Here is a 13000-nt window from a genome sequence, read left to right as displayed (position 1 = left end):
TTGGGCTCATCATTGTGCCACTTTATTTGTCTCAGTATAGATGAGCTAAATGGAATAACAATGCTAAAGCGATCAAGTAGTTACTCAATTGGGGGGGCGTAAGCGCCAATGCCCTGTAAATACATTTTGGTTTGGCATGGAAAGTTAGTGAAAATACCATCCACCCCGAAATCTAGCATCATATCTATGTCTTGTTGTTTATCGACCGTATAAGCAAATACCTTTAATCCGCGAGATTTTGCGTCCAACACATATTCATGATTAATAAAGTTTTTGTCCATATGAATACTGTAGGCATGGAGCGATTCGGCAAATTGCGCATAATGAATTGGGATCGAAGCGGTTAACGCGCCAATTCTTACCCAAGGTAATTTTTGCTTTAGCCACAATAGTTGATGATGGTCAAAAGAGGAGATGAGTAGCTGCTCTCTGGTGATCACGCCTTGCTGGATATGATCTTCAATATAGGTAACGAATTTATCTAGGCCAAAGGTATGCTTCAGTTCTAAATTGATATCTGTCTGTTTGCCGATGGTGGCAAACACTTGCTGCAAGGTTGGAATTGATTGTCCTTTACCGGCATCAAGCGTGGCAAGGTAGGCTTGAGTTTGTTCATTAACTCTACCCACGCCATTGGTGGTCCTGTCTAGCCAAGTGTCGTGGATAATGGCGTAATCATCCGCGCAACTTTGCACATCCAACTCAATACCATCAACGCCAATATGGAGAGCTGCTTCTATTGCAGCAAGTGTGTTTTCCGGATAGCTGCCACTGGCTCCACGGTGCGCTAAGACTTGAATCATGCTTTTTTCCTTGTAATAGACCAAGTTTCAAAACAGGCTGCACTAACTACCAACAACCCGCCAAGTAATGTTGTAAGTGTCAACGTCTCGTGTAACAGAATATAAGCTAATAGCGTTCCATACAATGGTTGTAAACAAGAAATTAACCCTGCAGTGGTGGCAGATAAATAACGTAGGCTAGAGGCAAACAAGGCGTGTGGAATTGCTGTAAATATTGCTCCTGCAAGCAAGATTAACCAGAGGTTTTCTGTGGAAACTTGTTGAATTGGCACTTCCACAAATGCTAACAGCATGAGGCATGCAACAAGCGTTTGATAAAGCATCGTGTGTGGGCCGCTATAGTGAGAAAAGAAGCGCTTTTGGAGCAAGTTGCGTAGCGCAAAGAGTGCGCCCGAGAATACGCCCGTAATAATCCCTAAGGTAACTTGGTTGCCAAGGTTCGCTTCTGGTACTAACAGATAGATACCAAATAGCACCGCGCTCGCACTGATAAAATCTTTTAGCTGTACACGGTTGCGAGTGAAGAGCGGCTCTAAAAAAACGGTGATAACGGGGTAGGTGAAAAAGGCAATGATCCCAACTGCAATTCCCGCCATTTGCATGCCTGCAAAGTAAGTCACCCAATGAAGTCCCACGATGACACCGAGAACTAAAGCCGTTAGATAATCTTTTTTGTGTATTAATTTTATCGGCTGCCGTTGTATTTTGAGTAACAGTAGTAGCACAACGAAAGCAATGGCGGTACGGTAAACGGTGATATCCAATGCTGAGAGTGAAATTAATTTTGAAAATAATGCTGTTCCACCAAATAATAAAACGGCACTATGAAGCGAGAGCAAAGCGGATTGTTGTGGGCGCATATCGAATATTAGAACTGTTTTTTAGCAGTCTATCATTTAATCGCTTTGAGATGACAAGATTGTTGACACTTGTCACTCAACATTCTGCGCTTAAACGTAAATAATAATAAAAAGAGTGAACCAGAGAAGCTTGTGTCCATTACCACAGAATTTACCTTAGTAGAGAAACGGCGCTCATTTTGGAATGCCGGACCCCTTATATTTTCAACCTTTTACTTTTTCCCGTTAATATTTAGCTGGGCGCAATTGAGCGCAGGTAATATTGCGTTGCAAGTTGTTGTGTACCTTAGTTTTGTCTTGCTCTATTGGCAGAGTATTACAAAAACGGGCAATGCGTTGGTGATGAATTTAGTAGTGATGGCAGGGCTTTGTGTCGCAGGTAGTTGGGTGACGACCGGGACGAGTTCATTATTTGGCTTTATTGCTTTTTTCTGCGGTTTTAATTTTCTGCCTCGCTATAAAATCATTGCGATGCTGGTCATCATAGCGTTGGTATTGCTAACGGCTAAATTTATCGCGACCCAGCAAACGGTTTATTTCTTGATGCCTGCACTGTGCGTGGCATGTGGACTCTTTATTTTTGGTTGGATGTCACACCGAGAGCGAGTACATCAAGAGTTGCAGAGGCAAAGTGAAGAAGAGATTAAGCGGCTAGGCGCCGTGGCTGAGCGTGAGCGTATTGCACGTGACCTACATGATTTACTTGGTCATTCACTCAGCTCGATAGCATTAAAAGCAGAGCTGGCGAGTAAATTTGCAGCTGCAAATGCATTAGAGCAAGCGCAATCAGAAGCGCAGCAGGTTGCAGACTTAGCGAGAGAAGCACTAAGCGAAGTGCGCCAAGCCGTCACCGGCTACCATCAGCTAGCGCTTGATGCTCAGCTGCACATTTTGGCATCAAGGCTAAAAGATAAGGGCATTGCCGTAACGCTAGAATTGCAGGCGGTCACTTTAGATAAAGTAAGCGAAGCCTGTTTGTGCTTTTTTGCTAAAGAGATATGCACCAACATTATTCGTCACAGCGACGCAGATAAGGTTTGCTTCACACTACGACAAACTGACAATAATGTCTTTGTAGAAATTAAAGATAATGGCTCTATAAAGTCCATAAAAGAAGGAAATGGTTTAATGGGGATCCGTACCCGATTGAAAGAATGTGGTGGCCAATTATTTTATAACACCGAACAGGGCGGATACTTTAAGGCGGTACTAGGGGAAGTAGGATGATCAAAGTTTTTATTGTTGAAGATCAAGCATTAGTAAGAGGAGCTATTGCGGCATTATTGAGCTTAGATAGAGAGATTGAGGTGGTTGGCGAGGCTGAAAACGGTCAAGTTGCAAAGGAAAAGTTAGCAAAGTTAACGCCTGATATCGTGCTAACGGATATTGAAATGCCACAAGTCACTGGGCTTGAGCTTGCTCAGCACTTACAACAAAAAATGCCAGACACAAAAGTAGTTATCATGACGACCTTTTCTAAGGCGGGTTATATTCGTCGCGCGATCACTTTAGGGGTAAATGGCTTTGTATTAAAAGAAGCACCAAGTGAGTACTTGCTATCAACGCTGAAAAAGGTAATGAACGGATATAAGGTTATTGACCCAGAGCTTGCTCTGTACGCTTTGGAGGATGCTGACCCGCTTACTGATAAAGAGCGAAAAGCGTTGCGTTTGGCCAGTGAAGGACTAAAAACTGCTGAAATCGCAGGACAACTATTTTTGAGCGAGGGAACGGTAAGGAATTATTTATCCGACGCTATCGCGAAATTACATGCGACAAATCGAGTAGATGCAGCAAGAATTGCTAAGCAAAAAGGATGGCTGTAACTCGGTGTAATAGCATATATCCAGTTAATACTTCAAAATAATGCAGTGCGGTAATATACTGCACCATCCGCCAAGTAATAATAATGTATTAATTTTGAGTGTAATGATGGATCCTAAATTACTTATTCAAGTTACCGCAATAACGACTGTGGTTTGTACAGTTTTTATGGCCGTAAACTGGTTTATTAATAAAGGCCTACCAGGCACTCGAGATTGGCTTGTTTTCATTGCGCTTACCGCAATTGGGTGTGGCCTGTTGGCCGCCTATACACTTCCCATTACGTTCTCAATTTTTATTCCCAATCTTACTATCGCATTGGGACTTTTTTATCTGGCTCGTGGTGTTGATGCGTTTTTTAGTGTGAAAAGCAATTACATGCCTTGGTATGTATTAGCCGCATTGGGTATTCCCAGTTTTACTTACTTTTTGTACGTGGATTTTAATTTTATAGCTCGTGTCGGGATCAACTACCTAGTCTGGGCGATGGCGATGATTTACTGCCTGCGAGCGTTAAATAAAGGCCATAAATTATTATCACAACAGTTTAGTGCGGCACATTGGGCGTTTGGCCTATCGTGCTTGAGCTTATTGGCCGTGTTTACTTTTAGAGTGGTCATGCTTGGCGGCTACTCGGTGACAGATAGCCTGGTTTCGGCAAATTGGGTTAACCAGTTTTTTGCAGTTTCAGTGAGTACGATGCCGCTGCTGTTGTGTTTTTCTTTATGCCTGTTATGTAGCAGTCGTCGTGAAAAAGAACTATGCCTGTTAAAAACTGCTGCTGAGCAGTCAGCGCAAGTAAAAGGACAGTTTTTAACGTTATTAAGTCATGAACTGAGAACACCACTAAACGCTATTGTTGGTCACGCAGAATCACTTAAAAAAGTGCCGCGTGAGCCCAATCGCCATGCTCAACTATGCGACGTTATCGTCCACGCCGCGATGTCGATGTCAGACTTAGCCAATCAAGTATTATTGCAAGCGAAAGGGGAATATGCCGCGCAAAATCGCGTGCCTGTCTCGCTTTATAGTCTTTCGCAAGAGTTAGTTCGTCTTTTACAGCCGCTGGCATTGGCTAAAGGGTTGAGTTTGAGGGTTGAGGTTAAAGGCCTGTATCCACAGGACGTTCATGTCGTCGAGCAAGATACATTGTCTTTGGTACTCAGAAATCTGCTTTCGAATGCGATTAAGTACACAGATAAAGGCATTATTACGCTGATCCTTGAAGGCACAAGTCGCGCTGAGGATAAGCAAACTATTCGTTTTGCAATTAAGGATACGGGCAAAGGACTGACTGAAGTACAAATGGAAAAGATCTTCGAACCCTTTGTCACATTAAATACCGAACAATCCATCTCGCAAAGTTCAGGATTTGGGTTGGCGTTATGCAAGCAACTGCTGCAAGGGCTAGACTCTGAGCTTAACGTCGACAGCAAGCTTGGCAATGGCACTGTGTTTAGCTTTGAGTTAGATTGCCAGTGTAGTGATTCACCGTTACAGAACACGGAGTTTAATACAGAGAAGCTAGCACTCAATGTGCTTGTTGTTGAAGATAACCTCATGAATATTGATGTGATCAGCACTTATTTAAACGATATGGTGAGCGAGTTTTCTATTGCTAAGTGCCTTGCAGAAGCGGAAGTCGCACTATTAGAACACAATTTCGATATTGTTCTGTTAGACATGCGACTGCCAGATGGTAATGGTCTTGAGTGGTTTAAAGAAGGCTTCAACGAAATTGGCTTTACCTCCAGCGTTAAGGTGATAGCGTTAACGGGTGATGGCGATCCTGAATTGAAAAGACAATGCCTCCGAGCTGGCATGCAGGACTGTTTAACTAAGCCTATCATGCCAAGCCGTTTATATGCGGCACTGGAATGTGCGACTGTAAAAACAACATCTCGCTTGGAATGTAAAACTTTGATTGATCAATCAAGATTTATGGATCTCGCAAACCGTGAAAGTTCAGGCGTGTTGGCAACGAAGTTAATGTATTTAGCAGACAGGTTTGAATATGAGATTGCGCAAATTAAAGGACTCACAGAGTTAAATGTAACAGATTTAGCCATTGATAAACTAGCCTACATTGAAAATGAAGCTCTAGAGCTCGGCATGGTGAATTTTGCAGAGCTTGTTCAAGCAGCAACAGTACAGCTGAGTTACTATGAAGAGCAAGTCGATTGGGACGGTCTTGCTATGGTTGCTAGACGCTCAGTTGAGCGTTTATTAGAGCTTCACGCCCAAATTGCAACGTTGGAATCGACATCAAATTCAGTGGTTAATCTATCTGCATAAAAAGATTCATCGATCTTGGCCTAGGTCATTAGGCTATTTTGGGTTAAAATAACAGCATAGCTTATTTAACAAGACAGTAATGCCAAAACAGGATCCCTATCTCGATAGAGAACAGCAAAAATACGACAATCCAGTACCTAGTCGCGAATTTATCTTAGAACACATTAAAAGCGCGGCCAAACCACCTTCTTTCTCTCAATTGTGTAACGATTTAAAAGTGCAAGACGAAGAACGTCAAATTGCGCTTAAACGCCGCTTGCGCGCAATGGAGCGAGACGGTCAACTGCACTTCAATAAATTTAAGTGTTACACCATTCCAAGTGATGATGGTCTAGTCAAAGGCCGCGTTGTTGGACACCGTGACGGCTTTGGCTTTTTAGAAGTCGAAGGCGAACCCAAAGATTGGTTTATCACTAAGTATCAAATGGAGCGCGTGCTACATGGCGATTGGGTGTTAGCAAAGGCTGGCAGCCGAGGCTCAGGTGGTAAGGTGGAAGCGCGCATTGTGCGGGTACTTGAAAAAGAGCGTGCGCCAGTCGTCGGTCGTTATTTTGTTGAGTTTGGCATGGCAGTCGTGGTGCCAGAAGATCCTCGCATTACTCAAGATATCATCATCGTACCTGGCCAAGAAAATGGTGCTCGCCATAATCAAATGGTGCAGGTAGAGATCACTCAAAGCCCTAGCAAACAAATGAATGCAATGGGTAAAGTACTTGAGGTGCTCGGCGATCATATGGCACCGGGTATGGAAATTGAGGTGGCACTTCGCAATCATGACATTCCTCATGAGTGGCCAAGTGAAGTAGAAGCACAAGTTGCAAATCTTGGTGAGTTTGTAGAAGAGTCTGCCAAACAGGGCCGTGTCGACCTGCGCGACTTACCGTTAGTGACCATTGACGGTGAAGACGCACGTGACTTTGATGACGCCGTATATTGCGAGCGTAAAAAGTCAGGAGGTTGGCGTTTATGGGTTGCTATTGCGGATGTATCTCATTATGTCGGCAAAGGCACTGCGCTTGACAAAGAAGCGATTGAGCGTGGTAACTCAGTGTATTTTCCTGAGCAAGTTGTGCCAATGCTACCTAAGGTGCTATCAAACGGTCTATGTTCATTGAATCCTAAGGTAGACCGTTTATGTACGGTTGCGGAAATGACCGTGTCCGAAGCGGGTCGTTTGTCTGGCTACCGTTTTTACGAAGCCGTAATGAACTCTCACGCTCGCCTTACTTACACCAAAGTCCATGCGATTTTACAAGGTGACGAAAAGCTCAGAGCGGATTATCAGCCTCTTGTGCCTCATCTGACCGAGCTCCATAACATGTATATGGCGCTGAAGGCTGCAAGGCAGGAGCGTGGCGCGATTGAGTTTGAAACCCTAGAAACGCGCTTTGTATTTAATGCCCATCGAAAAATTGATTCTATCGTGCCTGTGGTTCGTAACGACGCCCACAAGCTGATTGAAGAGTGCATGATCTTGGCTAATGTGTCAGCAGCAAAGCTGTTGGAAAAACATGAAGCCCATAGCTTGTACCGTGTTCATGATGAGCCAGACCCTGAAAGGTTGAGCCAGTTTAGGCAATTCTTGCAAGACTTGGGTATTGAAAGCCAATTACCTAACGATCCGTCGCCAGAGGAGTTGACCCAAGCGCTTGAGTCATTGGGAGATCGTCCTGAAAAAGAATTGATCCAAACCATGCTACTGCGCTCAATGAAGCAAGCGGTATATCAGCCAGAAAATATTGGCCACTTTGGTTTGGCATTAAAAGCCTATGCACACTTTACCTCACCTATTCGCCGTTATCCGGATCTGGTGGTACACCGCGCAATCAAAGGCATTTTACAGCAGCAACAACAGCCAGTAAGTGGCGCTTACATCTACAATGAAGATGAAGTGAAACAACTGGGTGAGCAGTGCTCGATGACAGAGCGCCGCGCTGATGACGCTACTCGAGAAGTTGCTGATTGGCTTAAATGTGAATTTATGCAAGATCATGTTGGCGATGAATTTACCGGTGTGATCTCATCAGTCACCAACTTTGGATTATTTGTGAGGTTGGACGATCTGCAGATTGACGGGATGATCCATGTTAGCAATTTAGGGCATGAGTACTTCCATTTTGATGGTGCAAAGCAATGTTTGATTGGCGAGCATAGTCGCACGGTGTTTAGACTCGGTGATAAACTTACTGTTGTGGTTGCTTCAGTTAGCTTGGACGATCGTCGCATCAACTTAGCTTTGGCTGAAGAAGGTCAGCAAGACAGGTATGCAAGGCGTCGAAAATCGCCAAAAAGCACAGCAAGTAGTGTTCGTGAGCAGCTAAAAACGGGTAAAATCCCGGGAGCTAAGCGCCGTGACGGTGAAACGTCTGGTCGCGATAAAGATAATAAAGGCGATGACAAAGCCAAAAAGCGCAAAAGAACGACCCCTAAGGGTGAGCTCAAACAGGCGAAAAAGGCAGGCACGCTGAAGTCGAAGAAAAAATCGACGAGTAAAAAAGCCAAAGCGGCAAAGGGCAAAGCAAAGCGCCCAGGTAAAAACGAAAGAAATCGTAGCAAAAAAGCGCAATAGATTATAAAGCGGGAGCTTTAACGTGAGTAACGAATTAATTTTTGGCTTTCATTCAATCGAAGCCATTTTGAATAACGCGCCGGAGCGCTTTTTAGAAATTTATGCACTAAAGGGACGTGAAGATCAGCGTTTAAATCAAGTCGTAAACGATGCCCGTAAGTTTGGTATTTCAGTGCAGTTTATGCAGCGTAAAGCGCTTGATAACAAAGCGAATGGTGAGCAACATCAGGGCATTATTGCCAATGTTAAAGCGGCGCGCGGATACAATGAAAAAGATCTTGATGAGATCATTCAAAGAGAAACCACACCATTTTTCTTGGTGCTTGATGGGGTAACGGATCCTCATAACTTAGGTGCATGTCTGCGTAGTGCTGATGCAGCAGGTGTACATGGTGTGATCGTACCAAAGGATAAGTCTGCAAAGCTAAACGGCACTGCAAGAAAAGTTGCGTGTGGCGCTGCAGAAACGGTTCCGCTTATCCAAGTAACCAATCTTGCTCGCACGTTGCGTGATATTAAAGAAGCCGGTGTGTGGGTTGTAGGTACGGCAGGTGAAACCGATACAGCTGTTTTTGATGCAAACCTGACTGGGCCTATGGCCATTGTAATGGGCGCCGAAGGCGATGGCATGCGCCGTTTAACTCGAGAGCATTGCGATGAGCTGGTTAAGATCCCGATGGTAGGTAGCGTGTCTAGCTTAAATGTATCGGTTGCGACCGGTGTTTGTCTATTTGAAGTGTTAAGACAGCGCTCAGCACTTTAATCACTTGATAAGCGCCGGCTTTCACGGCGCATCTCCAAAAGTTTTAAGAGCTCGCAAGGTAAACTTGCTCCTACACAGGTCTACCTTTGGTAGGAGCCGATTTTCTCGGCGCATCTTCAAAAGCTTTAAGAGATCGCAAGGTAAACTTGCTCCTACTCAGGTCTACTTTTGGTAGGAGCCGATTTATTTGGCGAGCTTTTAAGTCCGCAAGGTAAACTTGCTCCTACTCAGGTCTACCTTTGGTAGGAGCCGATTTTCTCGGCGCATCTTCAAAAGCTTTAAGAGATCGCAAGGTAAACTTGCTCCTACTCAGCTCTACTTTTGGTAGGAGCCGATTTTCTCGGCGCATCTTCAAAAGTTTTAAGAGCTCGCAAGGTAAACTTGCTCCTACACAGGTCTACCTTTGGTAGGAGCCGATTTTCACGGCGCATCTTCAACAACTTTAAGAGCTCGCAAGGTAAACTTGCTCCTACTCAGATTTACCCTTTGGTAGGAGCCGATTTACTCGGCGAGCTTTTAATGATCCGCAAGGTAAACTTGCTTCCACTCAGGTCTACCTTTGGTAGGAGCCGATTTATTCGGCGAGCTTTTAAAACCTGCAAGGTCAGCTTATTCCCACACAATTGTACAGGGTATTACCCCATTAAAATCGCTTGCAACTCTTTAAGAGACTCTACGGTATAGGTTGGCTTGATATGCTCGGGGCAGACTTTGCCATCATGCTTTAACCAACAGCTGTCAATCCCAAAGCGGTTTGCGCCTAAAATGTCACTCGCTGGCGTGTCACCAACCATTAATACTTTGGATTTGTCGGGGTTCCCCAACAGCGCTAACGTATGCGCAAAAATACTCGGATCTGGTTTTGCTTTACCTACCAACTCAGAGATCACCACTTCAGAAAAACGATCTACAAGGCCGGTGTGCTCTAAGCGCTTTTGCTGAAGCGCGGCAAATCCGTTGGTAATAATAGCCAAAGTACATTGGCCTTTCAGGCTGTCGAGCAAGGCTTTAGCTCCCGGTAACGGTTGGCAAATTTCTGCCATCGCGGCCAAGAATCCCGCATTGAGTACTTCAGGCGCGATATCGAGTTTTTCAGCCCAGCGACTAAAGCGCGTTACCTGAAGTGTTTTTGCGTCAATCTCACCATTTTGATACTGCACCCAAAGTGGCGCATTTAAGCTGTTATATTCTTCGTAGTCCTCGTTAGTGAACACAACGTCATATTGAGTAAACAGCGTTTGTAATCCAAATTTGGCATTAAAGCTAAATAAGGTTTCGTCAGCATCAAATAAAATATGTGTATAGTTCGGCATTATAAATACATCTCGGGGTGATTAAAGGGTGCCATTGCGAGTAATAAGGCTTGCGTGTAGCTACTCTCTCTGGTGGCAAGATGGTTGGTTAGCAAACCGATAGCACCGCCTTGTTGCTTGATATTAGTGGTATTGAACAGGTCGTCCATTACATGTCCTAGCTCTTCACCTTGTTCAAGACGCGCGTAGACCGATGCCGGTAGCGGCAAATTACAACTACGGCCGACACTCGTACGACGGTTATCCGCAATGACGACATAAGCGAAAGTAGCTGCACCGTATTCAAATTTGGCAGCGCCTCCTTCCATGGCACAATAAAAATCGGCTTGATGATGTTGCTGTAAGTAAGTAACACGATTCTCTGCGCCTTCGCGGGTGGCTTGTTCACCTAAAGGCTGATCCGCAACGAGACTCGGCGCTGAGATACCCTGACAGTCAATTTTTGCATTGGGAAAGTACTGCGCAAAGATGGTTTTTGCAGCATTGATTTTTACTGGGTTTTTAGACCCCACTAAAATGGTAAGCACGTCCATATAACAACTACTCGTGATGCTCTAAAAGGCGTCAGTGTAAAGTGTGATATGGAGCGATGCAAGGAAGCTATTATTCCTAATCAAAACATAAGCTGGGTTAAATCGGTAAATCGACTGGTGCCATATTCTCAAGGGCGCGTTTCTTTACTAATAATTCCTTGATAAGTGGAGTCAGTACCAACTCCATCGCCAGCCCCATTTTCCCGCCCGGCACAACTAACGTGTTTACACGAGACATAAAGCTGCCTTCGATCATTTGTAAGTAGTAAGGGAAATTAACATCTTCGATGCCACGAAAGCGAATAACCACAAAGCTTTCGTCTAATGAGGGTATGTCTTTAGCACTGAATGGGTTAGAGGTATCCACGGTGGGCACGCGTTGAAAGTTAATATGCGTGCGAGAAAACTGGGGAGTGATGTGATTAATGTAGTCATCCATTGAGCGCACAATTGACGTCATGACCGCTTCTTTGGAGTGGCCGCGCTCATTGGTATCGCGAATGAGCTTTTGGATCCACTCAAGGTTGATGATAGGCACCATGCCAATCAATAGATCAACGTTGCTGGCCACATCATATTCGGGGGTCACGACACCACCGTGCAGCCCCTCATAAAACAGCATATCGGTGTTTTGTTCCAGTTCTTGATAAGGAGTAAAAGTGCCCGGTAGCTGATTAAATGGCACGGCATCGTCAAACGTATGAAGGTAGCGACGGACTTTGCCATTGCCGGTTTCGCCATAGCTTTTGAACAGACTTTCTAATGCGCCGAAGTCATTGGCTTCTTCACCAAAGTAGCTAATGTGCTTACCTTCTTGCAGCGCTTCGCGACGCAATTTATCCATTTCAGGGCGAGTGTAGCGATGAAAGCTATCGCCTTCGACATAGGCGGCTTTGGTATTAAGACTGCGGAATATATGTTTTATCGCGCTTGTCGTTGTTGTAGTGCCTGCGCCTGAACTACCAGTAATGGCGATAATAGGGTGTTTGTCTGACATAAATCTGCCTTAGCTTTCATCATCCGTTAATTCGATGTTACGCGAAGCAAAGTTTTTGGCAAGCTTTGCTTGAGGGCGAGTGTTGGGTATCATAGCGGGGTGATATAACTACAATGAAAAATCAAAGGAACGCCCATGCCCATTTCAATGCGTGTGAAGCTCGCAGTTTGTCTATTCGCTTTCGCGTCCTGTTTACCTGCGTATTCAGCCATGCCCAAAAGCCAAATTTGGCTAGCTGAATTAGGTGAACATTTCAGTGCTAAACCAATTACTGAAAACACCGCATATTTTAATCAGCCGCTAGTGACTGATTCTGGGGTTTACTATACCGCGGAAGTAAGCGCTGATGGCAATAGCCAAACGGATCTGTTTTTTTACGACTTTCAAAGCCAAAACACAACCAACCTCACGCAATCCCCTGTCTCCGAGTATTCACCCACACTGCATCCGAATGGGAAAGGGTTAACGACGATTGTGGTTGAGGGATCCGGTAAGCAAAAACTGTGGTTTTATCCGTTTGATCAGGCTACAAAACCAAGTCGTGTTTTTGAGCATATTGAACCTGTGGGGTATCATGCTTGGGGGAGCAACCAAGATCTGATTATGTTTATTTTAGGTGCGACTGAGAGTGCTCCGCATACCTTACAGTACACTGATATTAACGGCCATTTACCACAAATTCTTGCCGAAGATATTGGCCGAACTTTGTCTTACAACCGTGCGCGTGATGTGTTTGCTTTTACATATCAAGTCAATGGCTTAATGTGGTTCGCAACTTACCACAGAGAGAGCGATCATATTCAGCGATTTTTTGCTCTTCCCAGTCAAGTGCAAGATTATACCTGGTTGGATGATAATAAAGTGGCATATGCACTAGATAATAAAATTTATTATCGGGATTTAAATGCGCCTAAAAAAGTCCACTTATTAAGAAACTTAAGAAGTTACTGTCAGACTTCAATTTCTCGCTTGAGCTTTTTTGATAACAAGCTGGCATTTGTATGCTACCGCCAAGACTGACAATAACAAATTGAGTAGAATGC

Annotated in this window: 11 protein-coding genes; 6 read left to right on the top strand and 5 right to left on the bottom strand. The window is 44.5% G+C overall.

What is annotated here, in order from left to right; genetic code table 11:
- Positions 1-80: 80 nt before the first annotated feature.
- Positions 81-803: a glycerophosphodiester phosphodiesterase family protein gene (locus DS891_RS17070; RefSeq protein ID WP_010605831.1), complete on the bottom strand. Its 723-nt coding sequence runs from the start codon at positions 801-803 to the stop codon at positions 81-83.
- Positions 800-1663, bottom strand: coding sequence for a DMT family transporter (locus DS891_RS17065; protein ID WP_174170456.1), 864 nt, complete (start codon positions 1661-1663; stop codon positions 800-802). Before DS891_RS17065 ends, DS891_RS17070 begins: the two co-directional genes overlap by 4 nt.
- Before the next feature lie 132 nt (positions 1664-1795).
- On the opposite strand from DS891_RS17065, the gene DS891_RS17060 reads away from it, so the two are divergent.
- The 5 genes from DS891_RS17060 (at position 1796) to rlmB (ending at position 9114) form a co-directional block, all read left to right on the top strand.
- Complete coding sequence (locus DS891_RS17060) at positions 1796-2890, top strand: sensor histidine kinase (RefSeq protein ID WP_368032211.1); 1095 nt, start codon at positions 1796-1798, stop codon at positions 2888-2890.
- Positions 2887-3489 (top strand): DNA-binding response regulator, encoded by a 603-nt coding sequence (locus tag DS891_RS17055; RefSeq protein WP_010605828.1) that lies wholly within the window; start codon positions 2887-2889, stop codon positions 3487-3489. The genes DS891_RS17060 and DS891_RS17055 overlap by 4 nt, the downstream gene beginning before the upstream one ends.
- Before the next feature lie 103 nt (positions 3490-3592).
- A complete protein-coding gene (locus tag DS891_RS17050; RefSeq protein ID WP_254605917.1) occupies positions 3593-5782 on the top strand; it encodes an ATP-binding protein in 2190 nt (729 codons plus the stop codon).
- Positions 5783-5861: 79 nt separating this feature from the next.
- Positions 5862-8351, top strand: coding sequence for a ribonuclease R (gene rnr, locus DS891_RS17045; protein WP_174170454.1), 2490 nt, complete (start codon positions 5862-5864; stop codon positions 8349-8351).
- 22 nt (positions 8352-8373) lie between these two features.
- Positions 8374-9114 carry a 23S rRNA (guanosine(2251)-2'-O)-methyltransferase RlmB gene (gene rlmB / locus DS891_RS17040; protein WP_102056057.1) on the top strand — a complete coding sequence of 247 codons (741 nt, stop codon included), beginning with the start codon at positions 8374-8376 and terminating at the stop codon, positions 9112-9114.
- Positions 9115-9749: 635 nt separating this feature from the next.
- Here rlmB and yjjG read toward each other — a convergent pair.
- The 3 genes from yjjG to DS891_RS17025 all read right to left on the bottom strand — a co-directional run bounded on the left by yjjG (position 9750) and on the right by DS891_RS17025 (position 11957).
- Positions 9750-10427, bottom strand: coding sequence for a pyrimidine 5'-nucleotidase (gene yjjG, locus DS891_RS17035; RefSeq protein WP_174170453.1), 678 nt, complete (start codon positions 10425-10427; stop codon positions 9750-9752).
- Complete coding sequence (gene yjjX / locus DS891_RS17030) at positions 10427-10960, bottom strand: inosine/xanthosine triphosphatase (protein ID WP_010605825.1); 534 nt, start codon at positions 10958-10960, stop codon at positions 10427-10429. The genes yjjG and yjjX overlap by 1 nt, the downstream gene beginning before the upstream one ends.
- 97 nt (positions 10961-11057) lie before the next feature.
- A complete protein-coding gene (locus tag DS891_RS17025; RefSeq protein WP_010368692.1) occupies positions 11058-11957 on the bottom strand; it encodes a phosphoribulokinase in 900 nt (299 codons plus the stop codon).
- A 135-nt stretch (positions 11958-12092) separates the two neighbouring features.
- Here DS891_RS17025 and DS891_RS17020 point away from each other — a divergent pair, with 135 nt between their 5' ends.
- The gene (locus DS891_RS17020) at positions 12093-12977 is read left to right on the top strand and encodes a hypothetical protein (RefSeq protein ID WP_174170452.1); all 885 of its coding nucleotides are present in this window, start codon (positions 12093-12095) and stop codon (positions 12975-12977) included.
- Positions 12978-13000 lie beyond the last annotated feature (23 nt).

Origin of the sequence: Pseudoalteromonas sp. JC28, from assembly GCF_013319255.1 — a bacterium.
In the GTDB taxonomy this organism is placed as follows: Bacteria; Pseudomonadota; Gammaproteobacteria; order Enterobacterales; family Alteromonadaceae; genus Pseudoalteromonas.
The sequence above is the reverse complement of the archived record's forward strand: the minus strand, read 5'-3'. Positions and strand labels throughout refer to the sequence as shown.